This window comes from Leisingera sp. S232 (genome assembly GCF_049800895.1).
In the GTDB taxonomy this organism is placed as follows: Bacteria; Pseudomonadota; Alphaproteobacteria; order Rhodobacterales; family Rhodobacteraceae; genus Leisingera.
This window is the reverse complement of sequence record NZ_JBNAFX010000013.1, coordinates 60,133-85,518: the sequence shown is the minus strand read 5'-3', so window position 1 is coordinate 85,518 and position 25,386 is coordinate 60,133. Positions and strand designations below refer to the sequence as shown.

Below are 25,386 nucleotides of genomic sequence, written 5' to 3'. Positions count from 1 at the left end.
GCATAAGGTTACTCCACCTAACAACTAATCACAATTCCGTATAGCTGCCGCTAGGGAGCCCATGCACTGCCGCAATGAATACCTGCTGTGAGAGATAAGTGCGGGCACCGGGTTTACCCCCGATGCCCGCTCTTTTCTGGTCAGGGCGGCGGCTATACTGTTGGTGTGACCCACAGGCGGGTGATCTCTTCCTGGATCTTTGCCCCCGACTGTGTTGCCGCACCGTAGTCAAACCGTGCGTGCCCCGCCATCTGAGAAACCAGCAGGTCAATGTTTGCACTCGACAGGCTTTTGCCGCCCGCTGTCAGTTCCTCAATCTTGCCTGTCCCGTCTGCGCTGAAGTACCCCTCGACCTTCTGGCTGCCCTCGGCCGCCGCGCCGACCTCTGGTGTGCCTTCGCTGTTCAGGATGTACAGATCCTCACCGTCACGGGTAAACCACAGGTTGGATATCCCGATGGACCGACCATTCAGGTCTTCATAGATGATCCGATCGGTGCCTCCGACGTCAGCGATAACATCATGGCCATCCCCGGCGCTGTATATATAGCGGTCATCGCCCGAACCGCCCCGCAGCTCGTCGTCGCCTTGACGCCCCCGCAACAGGTCGTTGCCATCCTGCCCGTCCAGATAGTTGCTGGCAGCGGTCCCGTAGAACTGGTCATTGTGGGCGGAACCGACGACGCCTTCGAAGTTGGACACATCGTCGCCTTCCAGCCAGTTGCCATTCAGCTTGTAGCGCTCGAACTGGGTCCCGCCCAGCTCAAACCAGACGGCAAAACCGGCTCCTTTGTAGCTGGCGATGTCATAGCCTGCCCCGCCGTCCAGCACGTCCAGACCTGCGCCGCCATGGATCAGGTCATCGCCGCCGCCGCCCTGGATGGTATCCGCACCCGCGCCGCCTTGCAGGAAGTTCGCGCCCCCGTTGCCGGTCAGAATGTCTTTGAAACCGCTGCCGATGACCCCTTCAAAGCCTGTGACGCTATCACCGTTGTACCAGACACCACCTGCAAGATACTGCTCAGTCTGGCCGCCGTTGAGATCGAACCGGATGGCAAAGCTTGCCCCGTCATAGCTGGCAGTGTCGAAGCCATCCCCGCCTTCCATGTGGTCCAGCCCTGCGCCGCCGTGAATGAGGTCGTCGCCGCCATAGCCGTACAGGAAGTCCCGCGTGTTTCCGCCGGACAGGAATTCACCCGCATCCGTCCCGACAAAATAGTCTTCGCCGGCGCCGCCAATCCGTTGGCTGGCGAAGCTGCCATTGAAGTAGCCAAAGGCGGTCTTCTGCCTGTCTGAAACGGTGTGGATCTGGGCCTGCGGCAGCGGCGCTTCGGCGGGCCGCACAAACCGGGCGCCGGCCCAATCCGCGTGATCTGCAACGTTGCCGTCATCGGCGTCGCCAACCACCAGCCGCAGCTGGGAATAGCCGACAACCGACACATCGACTTTGCCTGCCTCATCATTTCCGGTCAGGGTGCCGCTTTCGAACAGCAGCTGGTTGTCGCCGTAGACCTTAAAAGTGACAGAGCCTTTGGCGTCGACTTCGTCATCAACCCCAATATCGGAGATGAACCGTCGTGCTCCCTCTGGAATGTCCACCACAATGTCCGAACCCGCATGTACGCCCACGCCTTTGGCATAGGTTGTGCCGTCGATGGTGATCTGGCCGCCGTCGGAGGAACCGGTTTCGCCATTCGACCGGTCGCGCTCCGCCGCACCCCAGCCATTGGTCTGGGAGCTGAAGGCCAGATCGCTCAGATAAACGTTTTCCTGCCCCGGCATATTGGCCACATGCTCTGTGATGCCCGTGGCCGTGAAAGTGACCTCCTTGATCCAGCGGGCCTTGCTGAAGGTGCCGCTGACGCCCACCAAACGGTAGCTCTTGTAGGGGATGCCCCCGGTCCGGATCTGCACAGTGTCGCTGCTGTTGCCTGCGGGCTCCCAGTCATAGACATCCGAGACATCCTGCCAGGTGCCGGTATGATCCAGTGCCTGGATCTTGAACTGGCTTGCCGAATCCGCCGCATTCTGGCTGCGCAGCAAGTTGATCGCGGCATCCGCAGCCACCTGTTCATCGTCGTCATAGGCCCTGCTGGACAGGTCGCTGTCGATGGTCAGGCTGGTCAGGATGACCTTGTCTGCCAGGTCGAACCGGATCCAGGCGTTGCCGTCCATGTCAACATCATCCTCACCCGTGGTCCAGGCCGTTGCATCCCGGTTCAGCTGCCAGCCGTCAACGATGTTGGACGGGTTGGACCGGCTGCCCCAGGCGGTGGTGTCCGTTTCCGACACACCGATGTCCGCCGTGCCGGAGTGCGGCACCGCCAGCGAACTGGCTGCTTCGCTTTCCAGAATTTCGCCGGCCTTGATATTGCCGTCGTCCAGATCCCGGTTTGCCCAGTAGCTGCGAACCGTCGAGAAGGTGGTCAGCGAGTCGCTGACTGACACCTGGATCAGCCCGCTGCGGTCGCCGGCCTCATATTTGGCAAAATTTTCATCGCCAGACACGATATCCGCAGCCGAAACACCTGCATCAATGAAGCGCTTGATGGCATCCGCGCTGGTAACGCCAATCCTGAAATAGGCGTCGATGCCTGCATGATCGCTCAGGCCCTTTTCTGCCATCACCGCTGCAACTTCCCGGGCGGCCGACCGCTGATAGCCTGCAATAAACAGGGCTTTCTCGATCAGCGCCGCGTCCTGGCTGGTTGCTGAACTGTTGATCAGATCCCGGACCGTCTTCACGTCCTGCGGCAGCACGTCTTCGCGCAGGTACTGCTCGCCCTGAACGGCATTCAATCCAGCATCAATTGCCGCCAGCACGAATTCGGCGCTCGCTCCGACATCCCGCAACTGGTTGACAAAGGCCAGATCGAATGCCTCCGGCCGGACCTTTTCACGAACGTCAGAAGTTCCCTGACCCAGCAGCTCATCATTGAACTGCTTGATCACTTCGGCATCGTCCAGCCCGGCCTTGAGATAGGCAATTGCGTTGGCCAGCGCCGGCTTGGTCTGGAAGCCGAAGTCATCCACCAGCGGGTCAATCAGGCTGCTCAGATCACCCTGCAGCTTCTGGCCGCGCAGCAGCACCTTGGCTTCGGCAGCAGTCAGCGACTGATCCAGGTATTCGAACCCGGCCCCCGAAGGCCGCCGGTCGCCAGCCAGCTCATAGGCTGTGTCACCAAAGTAGATCGTGCCGTCGAACTCCGGGTGAAACTCCTCAGCCTGCGTATGCTCCAAACCATCGCGGAACGCCTCCATCGCGATGGAAGGCAGCTCTGTCTGGAACAGCATCCCTTCTGTGTCATGGGCAATCCTCAGACGGCGGGTGGCCGGGTCCATGGCAACAAGGATCTGCCCCGCATTGAAAGACTTCAGATGCGCCGAGCCGGGCGATGTCTGGAACTGGCGGATGTCGCCGCTCCATTCGCGCAGGTGCAATTCCAGGTCGCCCTCGCGGTTGACCTCGATCCGGATGCCCGGCTTGCTGCCCCAGCTGGTCTGGTCGAAGATCGTGACCTTGGTATCGAACTGGCTTTTGCTCTCCTGCGACAGGTAGGCAAATTCCTTGTCTTCCAGCTGCTGCCAGCCGAACGCAGTCTTGGGCGCCTGAACCAGAGTATTCTCTGCGTTGAAAGCCTCCACCATTTGCGCCTCTGCTGCCGTCAGGCCGGCATTGGCATAATGGACCACGTCCTTGCGGGCGATGCCGGCATCCAGATAGGTCTGATACTGCGGGTCTGCGTCCGGAAGCTGCACGTCGTGATTGTAGGTATCGCCATGCTTTGCCGCGGCGCTGCTGCGCCAGGCAAAGCTGATCAGATCCGGCTCCAGGTAATAGTTCTTGAAGTAGAGCGACTGGGCACCGTCCGCAGAGGTCAGCTTCAGGTCCAGGCCGATCACTTCTTTCGCATAGGTGGCCACATCCGTGTCCAGTTCAACATAGGCATAGCTCTGATTGCTGCCAAAGGCGAAATGCGGCTCCAGCGGCAAATCAAAGAAATGCGGCTTGCCGTTGTCCATCAGCTGGATGCGCTGGTGGTGCCGGGCATCCAGCTCATAGAAATTGGTCTCTCCGGCCACCAATGCAGGCAGTCCGTAGTTGAACCCTGACACACCCAGGCGAACCCGCAGGTGCCGCGCTTCGGTTTCCCGGTTGAAGTTCTTCAGCGTCACTTGGCTGTTCTGATAGGACAGGATCAGATCGCCACCCTGATGAGTGAGCACAACGTCGCGCATATCTCCAGAGACAACGCCATCCAGTTGCAGCATGTCATAAGTCAGGGCGCCATCGGTGTTATCGATGACATAGGATTTGCTGCCGGACAGGTCCACGGCATAGGTATCGCTGCCGGCCGCCCCGGCCATCTCGGTGTAACCGGCCCCGGACATCTGATCGTCGCCGCTGCTGCCCAGATAGCTGTCTGTTTCCGCGGCAATGGCCTGCGCCGTCACGGACTGCCCGTTCACCGTCAGCCCCGGCGCTGTTGAAGCCGCATAATAGCCTTCGATCAGCAGCGACTGCTGCGCCTCAAGCCCCAGCGCGGGATCCAGCCGGCTCTCGTCATAGACCAGCAGGTCGTCCCCCATGCGCAAGTAGGACAGCTGCGACAGCGCGGCGATTGACACCGACAGCCCGGCGACCGCATCCGCCTGTGCGACATAGCGGCCTTGCACTCCATCAGCGCTCAGGTCAACCGTGTCACCTGCCTTCACCGATGTTATCGAGCGCAGGCCGGACACGGCGGCCTCCGCCTCCGACGTTCCGCCTGCCAGATTGTCCACGCTCAGCCGCCCGCTGCCTTCCAGCGGCAGCTCCAGCAGCGCCGGAACCGCAGATTCCTCACCTGGTTTGTTCGCGTAAACCGTTATTTGACCTGCATGGGCCTGATAATCCGGGATGAACACCTCAATGGTGTCGTCGGACGCAAAATACTGCAGGTTCAGCTGGCCGTCTTCAGTATAGGAATAATCGACCTTGTCGTAATCGACATTCAGGACGACTGACATCATCCGCTGCGTGCGGGGCTCCAGACGGAACGCGCCCGCACCTTTGTTCAAACGGTAGGTCGATACAGCCTGATCGCCGACCAGACGGGTAATATCGTTGCCGCCAGCCTCCTTTTTCTGGAACACAAAGGACTTGGACACCCGCTCCAGCGATACTGGGTACACACGGCTGCCGTCAGCTCGATAGGCGTTCTCCAGCGTCAGCGAGAAATTGGCACCGCTCTTGTCGCGGAACTGCAAGATCTTGTTCTTGCGCACCACGCCGTTGCTTTCAAAGATGTCCCCGATCTGCAGGGTCTCTCCGTTCGGCCCACGCAGCGCCAGCGCGTTGGCCGAGGTATCCAGCGTATAGCGGTCGTAGTTGTCTGGCAGTTCGATCAGCGCGGCCTGCGGGCCGTCGTTCTTGTCCAGCCAGATATGGCCGGATGCGCCCGCGCTCCACAGGAAGGTGTCGTCACTGGTGCTATGAATGACAATGCCGCTGTTGACGACAATCGTGTTGGCACCACCGCCGCCATGCACCTCATAGCCGCTGGCAAAATCATAGCCGCGCACATCCAGCAGGTTGTCGCCATCATCGCCATAAACTTTGGTGAAGCTGTGCGCATTCACAACCGAGATGTTTTCAATGCTCGACAAGTTGAAGTTGATCGGGTCCGTATGCACGATCCGTCCGGTGCCTGATCTGAGATCGATTTCCGCTGAACGCCTGTCCGCATCCAGGATCAGCGTATCGGTTCCGGCGCCGCCGTCCAGATGGCCTGCCTCAGCCTTTGAAGACATGTTGTAGACATCTGCCAAATCGCCGCCGGTCAGCCGGGCCAGCTCGGTGGTGTCGTCCAGATTGAAGAGATTTTTCTTGTTCAGATCGCCGGTGATCGACTCGCCTGCCTTGCGGCCCAGCTCCGCCCACACCGTGGTGCCGGTGGCGATCAGATGCGTGGTAATCCGCTCCAGGTTGCCATAAACCGGCTCTTCCTGCTGCAGCAGATAGCCGACCTCATCCTTGTCGCCGTCATTGTCACCGTCGTAATCGACAATGCTATAGTTCACATTGAAGCTGCGGTTCCGGACATTCAGGTCCTTGTGGCCGCTCTTGGCAAAGATGTCAGACAGATAGGCTTTGGTTTCATTCCAGCCATCCAGCAGGCTGGTTTCGGTGTCGGCTGCCGCTTCCTCGCCCTGCTTGCGGGCCTTGGCTTCCTTGAACCCACGGGTTTCCACCCCGACCCAGGCCGCAAAGAACTGATGCACCTTGTCAGCGGTGTTTTCGAAATAGTCACCGTATTCTTCAATCTGCAGCGCACCTTGAACGATGCCTTGGATGAGGAATGCTGCGGCCCCGATAGCCAGGCCGATGGGACCGGCAGCGGAGGCGACCGTGGCAAGCAGCGACCCGGCTGCCGCAGCAGCCGCAACCGTTGTGCCTGCTGCGGATGCCGAGACTGCCGCCGCAATCGAGACGCCGGTCAGCGCGACACTGGCGGCCAGCGATACCGTGGTGATCACGGTGCTGGAGACCAGGGACTTGTATTCGATGCTTCCGGTGTCGCCGTTGTTGTTCCAGAATTCTTTCCATTCCTGGCCGATGGACGTCAGGGTGATCGGTGCCAGAACCAGGTCAAGCGCCCCAGCCTTGACAGCCTTGCCTACGGCTCCCAGCGCCTTGCCTGCCAGCTTGAAGCCGATGCTGATCCCTTTGCTGACCACCGTCGGCAGCGCCACGCCGCCGGCCAGCTCTGTTACCGTCAGCGCTTTCTGGGTGGTGTTCAGGTTGTTCCAATCGGTGATTACGGAACGTACGGAGTTCAATGTCGTCAGGGTAGTAAAGCTGATATTCGCCCCGTTCAGTGCCTTCTGCGCACGTGTCGGGCGGAAATTTCGGCGCAGCGACTGGCCCAGCTTCTGGGTTTCCAGATCCGTGTCCTGGCGCAGCTTGTCCTCGATCCCCCGGTACAGCTCAGGATCAATCTTGGTCAGCGCGCTGACCAGCTCCAGCCGGTCCCGGTAGGTGCCGCTGTTGACGATCTTGCGGACGGCGTCCACATCCAGGGGATCCGCATAAGGCCCGGCCCGGAACACGCCCTTGTCGTTAAGATAGCTCATCGCGTCGGACCGGGTCCAATCTGCCATGTCCACAAGCGCGGTTCCGTCATCCAGCCCGCGCACGCTGCGGCGCAGCTGATCCGTTGCCGCAATCTCCAGCAGTTGAAGGTCCGACGCACCGCGGTGCTTGGTTCTGAGTGCCTGGAAGTCCTGTTCGCTGTAGCCGGTCAACTGCTTGGACAGTTCCGCAACCCGCAGAACCGAGGCAGTGTCCTCAATGGACAACCCGAACTTTGCCTGCAGCTCCTGCGACTTGCGCAGGTTCCTGCTCTGGCTCGTTGTAGTCTCTACCGCCTGATGGAAGTCCGGTGCGGCCTGATAGGCGCCGGTGATCTTGGAGGTGATCACATCTGCCAGCGACTGCGCCAGATTGGTGGACCCGATAGTGCTTTCCTCGAGCGACCCAGTGCTGAACACTTTGGAGAGATCGCCGCTTTCCGCCTCCAGCCGCTGCTTCAGGATCACTGCGATCTTGACCTTCTCCGCATCCGCCAGGTCACTGGTCAGAACCCCTTCGAGGCCGCGAACGTCAAAGCGCAGATCAGACAGCATCGCGCCACCGCTTGACAGTTCGTTGAACACGTTGTTGGACACTTTGAGCCCATGCACCGACGTGCCCGCATCATACAGTGCCAGCGCCGAAACAGCTTTGCCGTTCAGGCTGACATCGCCCAGTTTGGCCAGCCGCTGCCGCTCGGTTACGAAACCGTCGCCTTCCAGCAAACCGTCAAGATCGGTGAAAGCCTCTTTCCCGGCCACTTTTGCAGGGTCGAACTGATAGGTGTCAAACACCAGGCTGCCTGCGGAATTCTTCTGAGTATCATAGTAGGACGCCAGGCTGCCTTCCCAATGCCCGCCGCTGCTTTTCTGCAACAGATGGCTCTCGATGATCGACTTCAGCGCCCCGGCTGTTCCTGCCTCTGACGCAGAGGACAGTTTCACCTCGGCGGCATTGGTCTCGTAGAAATGATAGCTGGCCGTGCCGCCGGAAACCTTCTTGGCCACGGCAAAGGCATGGTTGCCAGTGTGCAGCTCATAAAACGCATCCCCCGAGGACGCCTGCAGCCGCGACATCACCTGATCCAGGGTCAGGCTGCCCTGGCCGCTCAGAACGGACTGCGCCGCATCGCCGGAGTTGCCGAATGCACTCAGGCGGCGGACCAGGCTCTGGAAACCAACGCTCTCTACGTCTTCGCGGATGGAACTGCCACTGTTGTCCACAATCCTTGAGTGGGTGAACACGCCGTCCAGGAATTTCTGCTTGACGCTATCGGATTGCGACAGGCTGTAGAGATAGCCCAGCGAAAGCCCCACGCACTGGCCGCAAGGCTTGCCGTCCGTACCGACCCCGATATAGAGCGATTGCGGTGCGTGACGGACTTCGGTTGTGAACTGACCCGTCGGCGCCTTGCTGTCCACCATCCGGGAAAATCCGGCAGACACTTCGCCCGACAGCGCATCCCAGTTCAGCAGGCGCTCGATGTCGCTGCCGTCATCACCCAGGATATACAGCTGGTCCTCCCCCGCCCGGGCCCGCACGCGGCTGGTCCCAGCCTGGCTCGGCGGCGCCTTGTAAAAGGTCAGGTTCTTCTGGATTTCCAGCGTCTGGCCTGCAGTATAGCCTGCCGAACCGCCTGCCTTGACCACAAACCCGCCCGAGACTTTCTCGATATCGGGGAGCTCCGATTTTACCGAAACATCAAAAGTCAGCTGATTAGCGTTCTTTGACTTGGTCGGGTTTTTCAGGATCTTCAGAACGTCCTTCTGGAACTCCGTATTGTCGAACCCGATTATTCGATAATTTTTGTCCCACACAAGATGCTTCTTGTACAACGCTTCGGCGGCATCATCGCGGATCTTGAAACTCACAACGAATTTTTTCGATTTGTCGTTACCAAAGGCCTCGCCCGCTGCGCTGGACAGCCGCCGTGCCTGCGCCTGCCATTCGTAGAAGACGTCCCGGCCGAACAGCTTCTGCAGCCCGTTCTTCAACCCCAGTAGTTCCTTGCCAATCCCGACAATCGAGTCCTTGTGCAGCGAGAAGGGGATCTCGAACTGCCCTCCCTCAGCGATCTTCGCCTGGCCCAGCCGGGCCTCTTCGGTGGTGTAGCTTTGTGCCGCCGAGCCGGCAACATTGTCAGGCCGCGCGTCATCCGCCCGCAGACTTGCGCCGCCAGACACAGGCGTCCAGCCTAGGGTTACACCGCCTGAAGTCAGCGCCGCCCGCTTAGATACTGCGTTCGGGTCGCTCAGCAGCAGCTTGTCGATGTCGACCTTGGTGACTTCCTTGTTGCCCGGTGTCGAGATCGTGATCGAGCCGGTGGAGGTCGCGTCCGCGGCTCCAACATTCTCCGAACCAGCCCCCGTGGTATCAGCGACCCCGCTGGAAACGCCAGCCGCAACCTCACCCTTCTTCTTGATCTCGCGGGTGTAGGTCTGGAAATCAATGGCGTCCAGCGTGCCGGTGTACAGCTTCTCGATCAGATACTGCACTGCGCCCAAATCCAGGTTCTCTGAGGACCAGGTGGCCGTCTTCTGGTAATTGAACAGCTTCACGTCCAGTGTCGGCTGCGTATAGGCCACATCTACCCCTGCCCCATAGTCGGCCCGCAGCTTGAAGGACCGGCCGCTGGCGATCACCAGATCTACCGAAAAAACGCCATCCTTGGCAGTGATGGTAAAGACAGAAGTCGTTTCGGAATCTACGCTGGCCCCGGTCTTGAATCCGCCCCCGACGACCCCCTTGGCGCTAATCCCGTGATTACGCTCGGACTGGAAAGCAAAAGTGGTAGTCCCGACACCATCCGGCATCGTTGTTGGAATTTTCCTCAGGATCTCCACCTTCTGTGCCTCAGTCAGCTCACCAAGTGCTGGATCACGATTCGGCTTCACAACTTTTTCAAAGAAGTAATCAAAAGGCTTGGTGCGGGTCTCACTGCTGTTGAACTGTGCAATCCGGCTTTTCAGCCCGGCCAGATCCTCAATGTCGCCATCGGAGGCATCTACCAGCGGCGTTTCATCCACCGACGACCCGCTACGGCTCTCAAGGATTCGCGTTTTCAGCTTACCCACCTTTTTCTTCACCAGCGATCCTGTGCTGGAGGCGCTTTCCTTGACCCGCTTCGCAGCGCCAAGAAAGCTGGTTTTCAGGCTAGGCCGCGCATCCGGGTCAACGGATGTACCGGTGGTGCCGGATTGAACCAGCGGGGTTGCGGATTTGAGAAAGGCGGCCTTGGAAGACTCCGGCTTACGCAGCCGGATCAGGTTCACGAAATCGAACCCATCCGCATTCATTGCCGTCGCATCTCCCTGATTTACATCCAGCAGGCCTGCAGCATCCTGGCTTGCAGCCCTGCGCAATTTCCACGCAAACTCACCTGGTGTCGCCAGATCGTTGCGGATGTCATTCAGGCCATCCGCCAGGCTCTTGCTTTTGTTCTTTTTCAGTGCTCCGCTACTGGTGCCCTCGGCGCCGGCAAACTCGATATCAAACCCTTCGCCGCCCATTTCAAAGACGCCGGCATCCTCATCCGCCGCTTCCGCCGCGATATCAATTTCAAACGCCTCAGCAATATCCGGATAAAGCGCAGCAGCGAATTTCGCCCCTTCATCACCGCTGCTGTCGCCATCCCCCAGAAGCGCATCAAAATGATGGGCCAACTCTTCCGCCAGCAGATACTTTATAAATGCGCGGCCGCCAGTGATGGCATCATAAGTCAGCAAAATGGTGCCGCCCGCGTTTGCCGAATAGGCCGCATGCGCACCGCCCAGGCTGTGCTCCGGCAAGATCGCCAGCCCTTCCGGCATCAGGTCATCATCGATATTAGCAAACTTGTTGAACAGCGTGTCTTCCGCGGCCTGGTCTCCGGCGACCTTGCTGAAACTGGACCGCAGGATCTCCCGCAGCGCAGCTGCGTTTTCCGACACCGCCAGATTGAGGTCCGCCAGAACTTCGGCCATGACATCGGCAATGTAATCATATTCCGCGGCCAGTACGGCTTCTTCACCAGCTTCGGCGTAGAGGAGTTCTTCAGTCGTTGTCATGAGGTTTAGCCTTCAGTCCAAGTTGCTAGTTCTGCACACGCCTGTGCACTTGGCCGAACGAGATAGGAAAGGCAGTCTATTCGCTCAAATTTCCATCCGAAATACGTTATTCACCACGAAAATATGGTCATAATTTTTGGCCCAAAAACGATGGGCATCTTCACTCTGCCCGCACAGCCGCCAGTCGGGAGAACCGGCAATCAAACCCTTTTCCGGCAAAGCCTTAACATCTCAGATGCAATCCGGCTGGTAATAGAATTGCGCCAGCGCAGAAGTTGCAGAATGTTTGTTTCAATGGCGTTGCAGAGCGCTGGTTAACGTAGGGGCAATCGGTATCGCCTTGCCAACCTCTCAGCCTGACAGGCAGAGCGGCTCGACGCAAATGAATTGCAGTTTGCCGCTTTCCTGTCCGGCACCCGAACAGCCGTGGACGGCTTTCGGAGAATCCGAATCACTTTTGCACGGCAGATTGGACACTGGACCGCTACCCTGTCTAACGAAGCGCAGGCACGCAGCCTGCCCGCCGCAAACTGCATGACGTCGCCCAATCCGGCGCGGCCCCAATCGCGCAGGAAGGCTTGGCACAAATCCAAGTACTCTACCGCATCGAAAATGACCTGCGCAGCCTGTCTGCCGACCAACAGCTCGCTGCACAGCAAGAGCGCTCAAAATCCATCATCGACGCATTCGCGCTTTGGCTGGCCCAAAGCCGTGCCCGCATCTCGGCCAAATCGCCAACCGGAGAGACCCTGAAATACATCATCAAATACTGGGATAGGCTGATCCTCTTCCTCGACGATGCGGTCAGATACGGATTCCTGCATCAGTGCCGCTGAAAACCTCATCACTTGACTCAAGGTTGGCGCCCCGTTAAACAAACACTTGTTTTTCTAAGAGATCGACACAGGACAAGAGCGCAATGAAATCTAATTTGCAAAGGTCAAACAATCGAAACGACTTGCTGCTTGACGCGGCAGCGGAGCTGTTTGCCACGCAGGGATTTCGCAGCACAACCATACGCGACATTGCCAAAGCCTCAGGAATGCTGCCTGGCTCGGTCTATTATCACTACGCCTCCAAGGAGGAATTGCTGCTTGCCGTTTACGACACCGGCGTTGCGCAGATCGTCGCGGCCTTTGAAGCGGCCGTCTCGCGGACCAATCACCCATGGGAACGCCTGAGCATCGCGATATCGACCCATGTCGAGGCGATTACGCAGGACAGTCACTATATGCGCGTGATCAATCGTGTCTTGCCCGAACATATCCCTGATCAACTGGGAGCACTGACGGAAATGCGGGCAAAATACGAGGCGTGCTTTCAGAGGCTCATCGAAGACCTGCCCGTCAACGCCTCGGTCAACCGCTCTCTGCTCCGGCTGATGGTTCTTGGGGCGCTCAATCATACGCAATTCTGGTTTGACCCCAAGGGTGAGCTGACACCCGCCGAAGTCGGTGAGGCCTTTACCGGTTTCCTGGTCGAGTCCATCGCGACAGACCAAACCGCAGAAAAAACATCCGAAAAGGGAGACAGCCATGCAAGCTGAACAGCTACGTGTTCTGGTGACCAAGATCGGCTTTGATGGCCACGACCGTGGCAGCCGCGTGGTGGCTGCATATCTACGGGATGCCGGGATGGAGGTGATCTATACACCGCCCTGGCAGCAAGTGGGCGCTGTCGTTTCCCTCGCGGTTCAGGAAGATGTCGATGTGATTGGCATATCCAGTCTTGCCACTGACCATCTGATCATCCCTGACCTTATGGAAGCCCTCCGCGCGGCAGACCTTGGTCATGTCGGCGTCGTCGTTGGCGGCATCGTGCCCGAAATCGAATGCCAGGCCCTTAGGGATGCGGGCGTCGCCCTGATCTTTGGCCCGGGCGCGTCGCGTGAAGACATCGTCAGTCAGGTCGCAAAGCTGGGCACGGACGGCCGCAAGACCAAACTTACATCGGGGGAATTTGCAGTATGACCCTGGCAAAACTCAAGTCACCTCAGGGTGAAGAAAAACAGCTGACATTGCCGGGGTTTGAAACCGCAGAAGCAGACTGGCGCAAAGACTACGCCGCGCAGATCGGGCAAAACCGGAAGATCACAAACCGCTCTGGCATCGAAATAGCGCCGATCTATACGCCAAAGGACTGGTCGTCGGACCAGCACATGGCCGATCTCGGCTTTCCGGGGCAGTCGCCCTATACCCGTGGCATTTATCCGACCATGCACCGGGGACGCACCTGGACCCAACGTCAGTTGATTGGTCTAGGTACGCCAGCTGACTACAACGAACGCGTGCGCAAAATCCTCGATCTGGGGGCATCGGCGATCAGCCTGTTGCCCTGCAATTCGGGCTTTCGGGGAATTGATTGCGGCGAAGCGCCGCTCTCCCTACTTGGCACGTGCGGCACGGTCGTTAACACCGTCGACCATATGGACCAGGCGCTGGATCACGTACCGCTCGGCGAGATTTCTACCGCGATGAACGACCCGTCGCCCTTCACTCTTTTCGCCTTTCTGTTGGGCGTTGCGAAACGGCGCGGTGTGCCGTGGACCAAGATCACCGGCACCTCAAATCAGTCTGATTACATATCGCATTATGTTGCCAACCATATGTTCTACCGGCTTTCCCAACCCGGATCACGGCGTGTCCTTGTTGATCACGTCGCTTTCTGCCGTGAGCACGTGCCGAACTGGAACCCGGTATCCGTCGTCGGACAACACATGCAGCAGGCCGGGGCAACCCCTGCCGAAACCATGGGTTTTGCCCTGTCGACGGCGATCCAATATGCCGAGGACTGCATGGCCAAGGGCATGGAGCCAGATGCGATCCTGCCCCGCTTCACCTTCTTCTTCGACATCTCGATTTCATTCTTTGAAGAGATCGCCAAGTTCCGGGCCGGTCGGCGCATCTGGGCCCGGATTGCAAAGGATCGACTTGGCGCGAAAGACCCGAGATCGTGGAGGTTCAAGTTCCATGGCCAGACCTCCGGTGTCGATCTGACCGCACAACAGCCCCTCAACAATATCGCCAGAGTCGCGGTACAGGCCACCGCGGGCATATTCTCAGGTCTGCAGTCAATGCACACCGACGCCTACGATGAAGCAATCACCTGCCCGACAGAAGAAACCGCACGCATCGCGGTGGCCACGCAGAACATTCTGCGCGAAGAGGCGCATCTCTGCGATGTTATCGATCCGTTGGGCGGCTCTTACTATATTGAAACTCTGACCAATCAGATGGAAGAGGATATTCTGAAGGTCATGGATCAGATCGAAGCCGCTGGAGGCATGTATGCGGCGGTCGGATCGGGGCTGGTTCAGACCATGATCGGTCAATCCGCACTCGCCGCGCAAGAAAAGATCGAGACTGGCGTCGAGAAGGTAGTTGGCGTCAATTGTTACCGCGAAGATGACGACGGTGTAAGCCAACCTCTGCCATACCGGCCCGATGCGGATGCGATGAAGGCTCATGTGGAGGCGTTCAAAACCTTCAAGACAGAGCGCAGCCAACAAGACGTCGAAAAAGCGATTGATGACCTGCGCCGTGCCTCGAACAACGAAGATCTGAATGTCTTCGAAAAAGTTGTCGATGCCGCCAGCGCAGGTGTCACGCACGGCGAAATCATTGGCACACTCAGAGAAGAACTTGGGTTTGGCCATCCGTTGGTGGTTGCCTGATCCCATGCTGACAGAACCCGCAACAAAAGCAAAGGCGAGCGCATTCCAACGGCTTTTGGATGGTGATGTGGCCGTATTGGCCCGGGCGATTTCACTCCTGGAAGCAGGGGGAGCTGACAGTGAGGTTCTGACGAACCGCCTTCGCAATCACACCGGCTCGGCGCGTGTGGTGGCTTTCACGGGGCCGCCGGGTGCGGGTAAATCAACCCTGATCAATGCCTATGTGGCTGAACTCCGTCGGCGCGGCCATAGGGTCGCGGTTCTTGCGGTTGATCCTTCCAGCCCGCTCACGGGCGGTGCGGTGCTGGGGGATCGCACCCGGATGGGAGAACACAGCGCGGACGCAGGTGTCTTTATCCGCTCTGTCGCGTCGCGCGGTCACCTCGGAGGGCTGGCATCATCCATCCCGGCCATCCTTGATGCCGTGGATGCGGCGGGCTGGCAGGTCATCGTCCTGGAGACCGTTGGGGCAGGTCAGTCCGAAACCGAAATCGCCGAAATCGCGGACGTAAATGTTGTGCTGAATGCGCCGGGTCTTGGCGATGATGTTCAGGCCATCAAGGCCGGTATTCTGGAGATTGCCGATATTCTTGTCGTGAACAAATGCGACCTGCCCCATGCAGATCGCACCGTTCGCCAGCTTCAATCGATGCTGCAACTTCGCAAGGCGGAGCGGCGCAATATACCGATCCTTTCCACTTCGGCAGACCGCGCCGAAGGGATTTGCGAGCTGTCCGATGCCATATCTGCCAGGATCGAAGACGCAAAGAAAGTATCACAGGAACAATACCGACGGCGGCGGCTGAAGGGACTGTTGTGCCGGCGCGCCGAGGCCATAGTCCGCAACCGGCTGTCCTCCCTGTCCGAAGCGGATGCCGACCGAATTTTGGAACAGGTGAGCCAGGGAAAGTTGTCAATTGAAACCGCAACAGAGGCGCTCATTGCAACGGTGTTTTCTGCAGTTCCTTCGCCACACCCGCAGCAGGTGTTAAACCCAAAGGATAATGATCCTGACAACTGGGATTGCGGTTTTTGACCTCATTCCCCCGTGCAAACCATTGGCGCTCATAGCTCCAGTTGAAAACTGAAAACTCCAGGCCAATCAATCACGTCTCACTTGGGGAACACGCAAAGCAGACAGATTTTGCTTTGACTTCCGAAAGTTACTGGAACACGTCCTGGCAGACGACAATGGACCGGTCGCGCATTTGTGCCGCCCTCGGTGCATGTTTACATACATGAGAGAGGGACAGCTTGAACCCTCCAGCACAATGGGGTCTTCGGTCCGGCCGAAGGCTGCTTGCGCGACTTGCGTCGGACACTTGACGCGCTTGCAATTCCCTCGATCAGCCCCGCAGGTGCTGATGTCAGACAGGCTCACCGGTTCGGCGGTACCATCGGCAGGTTATGCACCGTAAGCTCTTGTTCAACGCGGCGCGGTTGCCCCTCCATCAAATGGGCCATCCCGTCCATCACAGACTGCCAGCGCCGGCTGCTGGCCTCAAACTTCTCTTTGTCTTTCCAGATCGTGATCCCAACGGATTCCGAACCGTCATCGACAAAGGTGTCCAAGATATAGAGCAAGCCCGTTTCCTCGGGATCATTCACCCGAAGGAAATTTTCAGCCTCTGCCTTGATCGCATCGAGCGTGCCGGGTTTCAGGGTGAAGTAGTTGATCCGCATGTACATGGCTGTGCTCTTCTGTTCAGATTTCGAAACCGGCCCGAAGCCCTTCCAGAACGGCCTCTTCCGCAGTGCGCGGCGCAAGACAGTCCCCGATGATCTTTGGTGTGAACCCTGCCGCCAGCAGATCGTCTGCCAACGACGCATTGCGGCGCGGCGCGTGATGTGAAACCAGCGTGTCGACACCTTCCATGATGACCGACTGATTGCTGGTGACATGCTGGAAATAGACCGTGTCTTCATCGGCCCCGAACAGGCGGACATAGGGAACGACCTCGACATCCAGCTTGTGCAGCTCACCCATCCAGTGATCACGCACCATCGAGGGGATACGCTCCCCGGCCACAATACCATTCACCGCCAGCCGCACGTGGCAGCCGCTTTCGGCCAACAGCTGCGCCAGCCCCAGCCCGACCCAGTCCGAGCGCCAGTCCCAGATCACCACGGATTTGCCGACATTGGCCTGCCCGCTGATAACCGACCAGCTGTCCAGAACCGTGGCCGTCTCTGACAGATGTTCCAGCTGCGGCAGGTTTGAGGAAGCGCCGGTGGCCACGATCACCTCATCCGGGGTCAGATCCTGCACCATTGCCACATCTGCGGCGGTCGAGGTGCGGACATCCACGCCATTCAGGTCCAGTTCGCGCGCCAGATTGGTGGTCAACCCGCCGAACTCGGCCCGTTTCGGCAAAAGTTGCGCCAGGTTCACCTGTCCGCCCAGCCTCTTGTCGCGTTCCAGCAGGGTGACGTTGTGCCCGCGTTCTGCTGCGACCGCGGCTGCCTTCATGCCGCCGGGGCCACCACCGATCACCAGAACGCGCTTGGGGTGATCCGTTTTGGGCTTGTCGTAATACGCCAGTTCACGCCCGGTTTCCGGGTGCTGAATGCAGGAAATCGAATGCCCTTTCAGCCCATGTCCGATGCAAGCCTGGTTACAGGCGATGCAGGCGCGGATATCATCGGGCCGCCCTTGCCGCGCCTTTCTGGTGAATTGCGGGTCTGCGATATGCGCACGGACCAGCCCCACCATATCGGCCTGGCCATCTGCCAGAACCCGTTCTGCATCCTGCGGCTGGTTAATCCGCCCCGCGATGAACACGGGCAGTGAGACATGCTTTTTCACATCCTCCGCCATAGGCGCCAAATAGGCGTTTTCATGCACCATATGCGGGATGATATGCATCCAGCCCGCATAGCTCGCGGTGGTCGCGGCAATGATGTTGAAATAGTCCAGATCCCCATCCGCTTCGAGCAGCTGAAGCGCCTGCGCGGTCTCACCGGGTTTCAGCCCCTCGTCATCCATTTCATCTGCCGAGATGCGAATACCAAGCAGTTTTTCCGGGCCAATCTTGGCGCGGATCTGTTGCAGAATATCGCGCAGGAATTTCAGCCGCGCCTCGAACGAGCCGCCAAATTCATCCTCCCGGTGATTCAGGCGCGGGTTCAGAAACTGCGACGGCAAATAGCCCATGCTGGACACGATCTCGATCCCGTCCAGATCGGCCTCGGCCATGCGTACGGCCCCATCCACATAGGACTGGATCAGCTCATACACCGCGTCGGTGCGCAGGGGGCTGGGGATGTTCTTGTAGACCTCGTCAGGCACTTCGGACGGGCCAAAGGTGGGCATGATCGACCCGTCGACCGAAACACCCGCAACTCGACCGGGGTGAAACAGCTGGCCGACCATGCGACAGTCATACTGGCGCCCCATGTCGGCCAGCGCTTTCAGCCCGGGAATACAATCGTCCGACATCGTCGACAGCCGGTTCGCCGGCGCATAGGTCGGGTGGATCACGTTCACCTCGGTGATGATCATCCCGATATCGGCCTCGGCCCGGGCGCGATGATAGGCCAGCAGGCGGTCGCCCACGGTCCCATCCGGTTCAATCAGCCGGGTGGCATGACCGGCTGAAAACGCGCGGTTCTTGACCGTCAGCTTACCGATTTCAAGCGGCGAGAAGAGATGCGGGTAATTCGGGTGCGGTTGTGCCATTAGACCGGATCCCAGCTGAAGAACTCTGGCGAAGTGTTGAGCGACGCAAAGCTGGACGACAGGCTTGGCATTGCGTGATCCGCAATGGTTTCGGGCGTCCAGCCGTCTGCTGTATGCACACTGCGTTCCAGCCCTGTCGGGTGGAAGAGATAGACCTCATTCGCGCGCACACCAAAGATCTGCCCTGAGATCTCATGCGCCGCATCGCTAAGCAGGTAAACCGCCAGCGGGGCCACCGACTCGGGTGTCATCTTTTTCATCCGCTCGATGCGTTTTTGCTGTTCCGGAGTTTCAGACGGTAAATTCGAAAACATCCGTGACCAGGCAAAAGGCGCGATGCAGTTGGACCGCACGTTGTAGCGCTGCATGTCCAGCGCGATGCTTTTGGACAGGGCCACGATGCCCAGTTTGGCGGCGGCATAATTGGCCTGCCCCAGATTACCGATCAGCCCCGTCGTTGATGTCATATGCACCAGTGCCCCGCCTTTTTGATCGCGGAAGAACCCGGCGGCACTGCGCGAGACATTGAACGTGCCCATCAGATGCACGTCGATCACCGCCTTGAACGATTCATACGACATCTTGTGAAAGAAGCCATCGCGGAGGATGCCCGCATTGTTGACCACCCCGTCGACGCGCCCGAACGCCGCAACCGCGTCGCGGATCATCCCCTGCGCCTCATCCGGTTCAGCCACGCTGCCAGTGTTGACAATAGCCTGTCCGCCCAGTTTGCGGATCTCGGCTGCTGTCTCTTCTGCGGGTCCGGATGTGCGCCCTGCCCCGTCCAGTTCGGCGCCGATGTCATTCACAACAACATTGGCCCCTCGGGCGCCCAAGGCAATAGAGATTGCCCGCCCGACACCGCGCGCGCCGCCCGTTACGACAATGGTGCGACCTTCGACATTCGGTTGTTTCATACCTGCCTCATTCGACTGACCCCAATTCTCGTAGCACAAGAATTTTTTTTCCCAAAGAGAAAATTGCTCTTCAAAACTGGTGCGCCCGCGCGTTACAGTATCAGCAAAGGAGATCGCCATGGACTTGTTCAGCCTCGCAGGAAAAACAGCCCTTGTTACCGGTGCATCGCGCGGGATCGGACGCGCGATTGCCCTGCGCATGGCCGAGGCGGGCGCAACCGTTCTGATCAACAGCCGGACGCCAGAGCGGTGCCAGGCCGTTGTTGACGAAATCATAGCCGCCGGCGGGAAAGCCGCAGCGGTTCCATACAACATCTCGAAAGAAGCCGAAGTGCGGGAACTGGCCGAAAACTGCCTGGCGCAGTTTGGCACCGTCGACATCTTTGTTGGCAACGCAGCGGCCAATCCGCATTACGGCCCCGCGCTTGAGGCCCCGATGGAGGCCGTCGACAAGATCATCAACACCAACATCAAATCGAACCTGATCCTGTGCAAGGCATTTGTCCCCGGCATGCGGAAAAAGGGCGATGGCGTGATCATGCTGATCACCTCGATTGCAGGCGCCCAATCCTCCGAAGGGCTGGCCATCTACGGGATGAGCAAGGCCGCAGAGGCGTCGCTGGTGCGCAGCCTCGCGACTGAACTGGGGCCGGACAACATCCGCGTCAATGCCATCGCGCCGGGCCTTGTGCGCACCGACTTTGCCAAGGCTTTGTGGGAAGATAAAGAGCGGCTGAAACGCACCGAAGAGGCCTATCCTCTGCAACGTATCGCCTCCCCCGACGAGATTGCCGGAACCGCCGTGTGGCTGGGTTCACCCGCCGGCGCTTTCGTCACCGGACAGACTATCACTGTCGACGGCGGCATCACCGTGACCGGGAAACGCGCGTGAGCGATTGCACCGCCCGGTCAATCGCCGGGCCGCAGCAAAACACCCGAGGGGTCATACTCCCACCCTTTCAACTGTGCGCGCAGGGTTTTCTTGTCGATCTTGCCCGTTGCGGTCTTGGGCAGATCATCGACAAACACAATCGCATCGGGGCACCACCAGCTTTGAACGCGGGGTTTCACAAAGGCGCGCAGGTCAGCCTCGGACAGCGCCGCTTCGGGCTGTTTGCGCACGACCAGCAAAGGGCGTTCCGACCATTTCGCATGCGGCAGGCCGATTGCCGCGGATTCGATCACCCCAGGGTGAGCGTTGCATTCGCGTTCCAGCACCGCAGAGTTGATCCACTCCCCGCCCGATTTGATGATGTCCTTCAGACGGTCCTGCACCCGCACCCGACCATGGGTGTCGATGGAAACCACATCGCCGGTGCGAAAGCGACCCTGCGGAGTGAAAGCGACCGCATTTGCATCCGGGTTGCGGAAGTAAGACCCGATCACCAGATGCCCCTTCAATGTAAGCTCTCCGGTTGATTGACCGTCGCGCGGCACCTCTTGTCCGGCGTCGTCCTCGACCTTCAGCTCCATCCCAAAAATCGGCCGTTGCGCGGCATAGAGGTCCAGCCGGTCATCAGGCGAGCCTGCATCAAAATCCGGCCCATCACTGCCCAGGGCCAACCCGGCGGTGGTTTCGGTCATGCCATAGCCGGTCTCGGGCTGGATGCCGAACTCGTCGATCAGGGCCTGCAACAGGCTGCGCGGCACCGCACCGCCGCCAAAGCCGATGTTGCGCAAGCTGCCCGGCCCGCGCCCCTGAGCGCGCATTTGCTCCACCAGCCCCAGCCAGATCGTTGGCACGCCAAAACCGCAGGTCACCCCTTCGGCGTCGATCACCCGTAACAGGCTCTCCCCGTCCATATTCGGCCCGGGCAGCACGATTTTGCTGCCCGACAGCATGGCCTGAAACGGCTTACTCCAGCCATTAACGTGGAACATGGGCACGCACATCAGCGCCGAGGCCTGCGTGCCAAGCGCCAGCTTTCCGGTCGCCAGCCCGGCCAGTGTGTAAAGCATGGTCGAGCGGTGCGAGTAGACAACCCCCTTGGGCTCCCCCGTGGTGCCAGAGGTATAACACATCGACGAGCCGCTGGTTTCCGGCACCTCAACCCACTCCGTCAACGGGGCGGTCGCGCTCGACTGTGCGTCCCAATCGGCATCAAGCGTGATGATCTGTTCCAGCCTGGGACAGTGCGCCGCCAGCTTTTCCACCCGCGCGCGCTGACTGGGGTCGACCAAAGCAATCCGGTTTTCCGCGTGGTTGAGGATATAGACGATCTGTTCGTCCGAATAACGCGGGTTGATCGTATGCAGCACCGCGCCAAGGCCCGGAACCGAGAAGTAGAGTTCCAGATGCCGTCGATTGGTCCAGGCCAGAGTCGCGACACGCTCCCCCTTCTCCACCTTCAACGCCTGCCGCATATAGGCCGCTTGCCGCAGGCACCGGTCGCGAAAATGTGCAAAACTCATACGCTCGGCCCGGTGATCTGCATCGTAGGACACGATCTCCTGATACCCGAAGGCACGCGCGCCATAATCCAGCAACTGCCCCATCGACAGCGGTATGAACATCATAGTGGAAGCGGCGGCCTCGGCCCTAGAACGGTCCTGCATAGCAAAATTCCTCAGCTCTTCTTGGATTTTGGTAGTACAAGGCAATTTTCTTTACAAGAAACTTTTATTGCAATATACGAACATTCGGAGGTGCCGATGTCCCAAAAAAACTCGCAGGCTCAGCTTGAGTTGACCGAATCCATCGCTGTTATTCAATTCCAAAATGCGCCGATGAATGCGATGTCTCCGGGCCTGCCCGGGGCGATCCTGCAGCAATTGCGCGCCGCGCAGGACGCCGGGGCCAAGGCGGTTCTGCTGGTGCCCGGCGGCTCTGGGGTGATGGCTGGGGCCGATATCTCGATGCAAGGGAAGGACTGGCCCGCGGACGAGCCGTTGATGTCGGACCTGATCCGCACTTTGGATGATTGTGCCGTGCCAACCGCCATCCTGCTGCGCAAAAGCGCCTTGGGGGGCGGGTTGGAAATTGCCATGGCCTGCCGCTGGCGATTTGCCACTGCCGGCACGAAACTGGGCCAGCCCGAGGTCAATCTGGGCATTCCCCCCGGAGCAGGCGGCACCCAACGCCTGCCGCGCATCGTGGGCATTCAGCACGCCTTGGACATCTGCATTACGGGTCGCCCGATTGATGCGACCAAGGCCCAGTCCCTTGGCCTGATCGACGCCTTGGTGCCTGCTGAAACTGCGCAAGAGGCGTGCCTGTCGTTCCTGCGCGACGCACTGAAGGCGGGCCAGATCCCCGCACCGGCCGGCGCACGGCAGATCCCGGAGGTCGACGAAAGCGTCTTTGAGACCGCCCTGGCTCAGGCCGCCAAACGCCGTCGGGGCGAAGCTGCGCCAAAGGCCATCATTGATGCCATCCGCGCTGCCGCTCAGCTGCCGCTCAGCGAAGGGCTGGCACAGGAACGAAAACTCTATCTTGATTGCGTGGCTTCGGATCAGGCCGCTGCCATGCGGCATGTGTTCTTTGCTGAACGCGCCGCCCTCAAAGGGCACACCAGCAAGGAGGTGCAGGCGCGCCCCATCACCAAGATCGCCGTTGTCGGTGCAGGCACCATGGGCAGTGGCATTGCCATGGCTTTTTTGATGGCCGGTCTCCACGTACATCTGGCCGAGCGTTCAGGCGATGCATTGCAAGCCGGGCTGGACCGCATCCGCGCCTTTTTCGATGGCCGCGTCAAAGCCGGCCGGATGAAGGACACAGCCGCCAGGGACATGCTGGCCAGGCTGAGCAGCAAAGCTGCGCTGGATGACCTGCCCCCCGTCGATCTGGTGGTCGAGGCGGTGTTCGAGGAGATGGCAGTCAAGAAATCGGTGTTTGCCACCCTGGCCCAGGCCACCGCACCGGGCACCATCCTGGCCACCAATACCTCCTATCTCGATGTGGATGAGATTGCCGCCGCTGTCCCGGATCGGGTGAGCGACGTTCTGGGCATGCATTTTTTCAGCCCTGCCAACATCATGCCCCTGCTGGAAATCGTGCGGGGGCGCGACACCGCTGAGGACACGCTGGCCACGGTCCTGGCCCTGTCGAAAACCATCGGCAAGACGGGGGTTGTATCGGGTGTCTGCCACGGATTCATCGCCAACCGCAGCTTTTCCAAATACCTGCGCGAGGCCGAGTTCCTGTTGCAAGAGGGCGCAACACCCGCGCAGGTCGATGCAGCGATCCGCGCATTTGGTCTGCCCATGGGCCCCTTTGCCGTGCGCGATCTGGCCGGTTTGGACATCGGCTGGGCCATGCGCAAATCCACAGCCCATCTGCGCAACCCCGATGAACGCTACAGCACCGTGGGCGATGCGATCTGCGAGCGGGGCTGGTTCGGGCAAAAGACAGGCCGCGGGTTCTTTTACTATGCCGAAGACAAACGCCGTGGCGCCGAAGACCCCGAGGTGCTGAACATCATCCGTGAAACAGGGGCCGCAGCGGGGATTACCCCACGCCAGATTTCGGATCAGGAAATCGTCGACCGCTGCCTGCTGGCGGTGGTGAACGAAGGCGCAAAAATCCTGCAAGAGGGGATCGCGCGGCGTGCCTCGGACTTCGATCTGGCCTGGATCAACGGCTATGGCTTTCCGAAATGGCGCGGCGGTCCACTGTTCTGGGCCGAGCAAACCGGGTTGCAAAAAGTTCTGGCACGGATCGACTCCTTTCACGGCGATCACGATTTCTGGGAACCCGCCGCACTGCTGCAAGAACTGGCCGCAGACGGAAAAACCTTTGCCCAGTACACAGGAGCACCGACATGAGCCAACGTCAGGCTGTCATCGTTTCGACCGCGCGCACGCCGATTGCCAAGGCAGGGCGCGGTGCGTTCAACATCACTCACCCAGCCGAACTGGGCGGCCATGCGATTGAACACGCCGTGAAACGCGCAGGCCTTGATCCCGCCCGCGTCGAAGATGTCGTGATGGGGTGCGGGATGCCCGAGGGCAAGCAAGGCTTCAACATCGCCCGCATGTCGGGCCTGCGAGGCGGTGTGCCGGTGAACGCGGGCGGGCTGGTGATCTCGCGCCATTGTTCGTCGGGATTGCAGGCAATCACCTTTGCCGCGCAGCAGATCGTCATGGAAGGCGCGCCGGCCATGGTGGCGGGCGGGGTGGAACATATCTCTCTGGTGATGAGCCAGCGTTCGCCTGGCGCACAGGACAACGACTGGCTTCAAGCCAATAAACCCGACCTCTTCATGCCGATGCTGGACACTGCCGAAGTGGTGGCCAAACGCTATGGCGTTTCGCGTGAGGCCCAGGATGAATACGCCCTGCAAAGCCAGAACCGCACCGCCGCCGCGCAAGAGGCCGGGGCTTTTGACGATGAGATCGTGCCCCTGGCAACAACCAAACAGGTGGTGGATCGCGAAACCGGGGAAACCTCGCTCCAGGAGGTGACGCTGACCAAGGACGAAGGCAACCGCCCGGGCACCAAGCTGGAAAACCTCGCCTCTCTCAACCCAATCAAGGGCGCGGGCCACACCGTGACCGCAGGCAATGCCAGCCAGCTCTCGGACGGGGCATCGGCCTGCGTGCTGATGGAAGCAGGCGAGGCCGAAAAAGCCGGGCTGGAGCCTCTGGGTGCCTATCGCGGCATGGTCGTCGCGGGGCTGGAGCCAGATGAAATGGGCATCGGCCCGGTCTATGCCATCCCGCGCCTGCTGGAGCGGCACAACCTGACCATCGATGACATCGACCTGTGGGAATTGAACGAGGCCTTTGCCGTTCAGACTGTCTATTGCCGCGACCGTTTGGGCATCCCGAATGAGCGGCTGAACGTCAACGGCGGCGCCATTTCCGTGGGCCACCCCTTTGGCATGAGCGGCGCGCGTCTGACCGGCCATGCCCTGATCGAGGGCCGCCGCCGCAAGGCAAAATATGCCGTCGTGACCATGTGCATTGCCGGTGGTCAGGGTGCCGCTGCCTTGTTCGAAATTTTCTGACCCCGATTTG

13 protein-coding genes are annotated in these 25,386 nt (G+C 59.7%); 8 read left to right on the top strand and 5 right to left on the bottom strand.

Features of this window, described 5'->3' with window-relative positions:
* Positions 1-152: 152 nt before the first annotated feature.
* A complete protein-coding gene (locus ACP151_RS10430; protein ID WP_424978840.1) occupies positions 153-11,159 on the bottom strand; it encodes an NPCBM/NEW2 domain-containing protein in 11,007 nt (3,668 codons plus the stop codon).
* Between the two features lie 530 nt (positions 11,160-11,689).
* On the opposite strand from ACP151_RS10430, the gene ACP151_RS10425 reads away from it, so the two are divergent.
* The 5 genes from ACP151_RS10425 (at position 11,690) to meaB (ending at position 15,868) form a co-directional block, all read left to right on the top strand.
* Positions 11,690-11,995 (top strand): IS66 family transposase, encoded by a 306-nt coding sequence (locus ACP151_RS10425; RefSeq protein ID WP_424978846.1) that lies wholly within the window; start codon positions 11,690-11,692, stop codon positions 11,993-11,995.
* An 83-nt stretch (positions 11,996-12,078) separates the two neighbouring features.
* The gene (locus ACP151_RS10420) at positions 12,079-12,705 is read left to right on the top strand and encodes a TetR/AcrR family transcriptional regulator (RefSeq protein WP_424978839.1); all 627 of its coding nucleotides are present in this window, start codon (positions 12,079-12,081) and stop codon (positions 12,703-12,705) included.
* Complete coding sequence (locus ACP151_RS10415) at positions 12,695-13,129, top strand: cobalamin B12-binding domain-containing protein (protein ID WP_424978838.1); 435 nt, start codon at positions 12,695-12,697, stop codon at positions 13,127-13,129. The genes ACP151_RS10420 and ACP151_RS10415 overlap by 11 nt, the downstream gene beginning before the upstream one ends.
* The gene (locus tag ACP151_RS10410) at positions 13,126-14,832 is read left to right on the top strand and encodes an acyl-CoA mutase large subunit family protein (protein ID WP_424978837.1); all 1,707 of its coding nucleotides are present in this window, start codon (positions 13,126-13,128) and stop codon (positions 14,830-14,832) included. Before ACP151_RS10415 ends, ACP151_RS10410 begins: the two co-directional genes overlap by 4 nt.
* Before the next feature lie 4 nt (positions 14,833-14,836).
* The gene (meaB, locus tag ACP151_RS10405; protein ID WP_424978836.1) at positions 14,837-15,868 is read left to right on the top strand and encodes a methylmalonyl Co-A mutase-associated GTPase MeaB; all 1,032 of its coding nucleotides are present in this window, start codon (positions 14,837-14,839) and stop codon (positions 15,866-15,868) included.
* A gap of 341 nt (positions 15,869-16,209) precedes the next feature.
* Here meaB and ACP151_RS10400 read toward each other — a convergent pair whose 3' ends face one another.
* Genes ACP151_RS10400 through ACP151_RS10390 form a run of 3 tightly spaced genes read right to left on the bottom strand, consistent with a single transcriptional unit; the run spans position 16,210 to position 19,428 of the window.
* Positions 16,210-16,521 carry a hypothetical protein gene (locus ACP151_RS10400; protein ID WP_424978835.1) on the bottom strand — a complete coding sequence of 104 codons (312 nt, stop codon included), beginning with the start codon at positions 16,519-16,521 and terminating at the stop codon, positions 16,210-16,212.
* A 16-nt stretch (positions 16,522-16,537) separates the two neighbouring features.
* A complete protein-coding gene (locus ACP151_RS10395; protein WP_424978834.1) occupies positions 16,538-18,511 on the bottom strand; it encodes an FAD-dependent oxidoreductase in 1,974 nt (657 codons plus the stop codon).
* Complete coding sequence (locus tag ACP151_RS10390) at positions 18,511-19,428, bottom strand: SDR family oxidoreductase (RefSeq protein ID WP_424978833.1); 918 nt, start codon at positions 19,426-19,428, stop codon at positions 18,511-18,513. The genes ACP151_RS10395 and ACP151_RS10390 overlap by 1 nt, the downstream gene beginning before the upstream one ends.
* Positions 19,429-19,546: 118 nt before the next feature.
* Between ACP151_RS10390 and ACP151_RS10385 the strand changes: the two genes are divergently transcribed.
* Positions 19,547-20,320: an SDR family NAD(P)-dependent oxidoreductase gene (locus ACP151_RS10385; protein ID WP_424978832.1), complete on the top strand. Its 774-nt coding sequence runs from the start codon at positions 19,547-19,549 to the stop codon at positions 20,318-20,320.
* 17 nt (positions 20,321-20,337) lie between these two features.
* On the opposite strand, the gene ACP151_RS10380 is transcribed toward ACP151_RS10385, so the two are convergent.
* The gene (locus tag ACP151_RS10380) at positions 20,338-21,984 is read right to left on the bottom strand and encodes an AMP-binding protein (protein WP_424978831.1); all 1,647 of its coding nucleotides are present in this window, start codon (positions 21,982-21,984) and stop codon (positions 20,338-20,340) included.
* Between the two features lie 96 nt (positions 21,985-22,080).
* Here ACP151_RS10380 and ACP151_RS10375 point away from each other — a divergent pair, with 96 nt between their 5' ends.
* A complete protein-coding gene (locus tag ACP151_RS10375) occupies positions 22,081-24,192 on the top strand; it encodes a 3-hydroxyacyl-CoA dehydrogenase NAD-binding domain-containing protein (RefSeq protein ID WP_424978830.1) in 2,112 nt (703 codons plus the stop codon).
* Positions 24,189-25,376 (top strand): acetyl-CoA C-acyltransferase, encoded by a 1,188-nt coding sequence (locus ACP151_RS10370; protein ID WP_424978829.1) that lies wholly within the window; start codon positions 24,189-24,191, stop codon positions 25,374-25,376. The genes ACP151_RS10375 and ACP151_RS10370 overlap by 4 nt, the downstream gene beginning before the upstream one ends.
* Positions 25,377-25,386 lie beyond the last annotated feature (10 nt).

Bases quoted from the DNA above. Each gene is read 5' to 3' on its own strand.
- ACP151_RS10430 (WP_424978840.1), bottom strand. From the start codon at position 11,159: ATGACAACGACTGAAGAACTCCTCTACGCCGAAGCTGGTGAAGAAGCC.
- ACP151_RS10420 (WP_424978839.1), top strand. From the start codon at position 12,079: ATGAAATCTAATTTGCAAAGGTCAAACAATCGAAACGACTTGCTGCTT.
- ACP151_RS10415 (WP_424978838.1), top strand. From the start codon at position 12,695: ATGCAAGCTGAACAGCTACGTGTTCTGGTGACCAAGATCGGCTTTGAT.
- ACP151_RS10410 (WP_424978837.1), top strand. From the start codon at position 13,126: ATGACCCTGGCAAAACTCAAGTCACCTCAGGGTGAAGAAAAACAGCTG.
- meaB (WP_424978836.1), top strand. From the start codon at position 14,837: ATGCTGACAGAACCCGCAACAAAAGCAAAGGCGAGCGCATTCCAACGG.
- ACP151_RS10400 (WP_424978835.1), bottom strand. From the start codon at position 16,521: ATGTACATGCGGATCAACTACTTCACCCTGAAACCCGGCACGCTCGAT.
- ACP151_RS10395 (WP_424978834.1), bottom strand. From the start codon at position 18,511: ATGGCACAACCGCACCCGAATTACCCGCATCTCTTCTCGCCGCTTGAA.
- ACP151_RS10390 (WP_424978833.1), bottom strand. From the start codon at position 19,428: ATGAAACAACCGAATGTCGAAGGTCGCACCATTGTCGTAACGGGCGGC.
- ACP151_RS10385 (WP_424978832.1), top strand. From the start codon at position 19,547: ATGGACTTGTTCAGCCTCGCAGGAAAAACAGCCCTTGTTACCGGTGCA.
- ACP151_RS10380 (WP_424978831.1), bottom strand. From the start codon at position 21,984: ATGCAGGACCGTTCTAGGGCCGAGGCCGCCGCTTCCACTATGATGTTC.
- ACP151_RS10375 (WP_424978830.1), top strand. From the start codon at position 22,081: ATGTCCCAAAAAAACTCGCAGGCTCAGCTTGAGTTGACCGAATCCATC.
- ACP151_RS10370 (WP_424978829.1), top strand. From the start codon at position 24,189: ATGAGCCAACGTCAGGCTGTCATCGTTTCGACCGCGCGCACGCCGATT.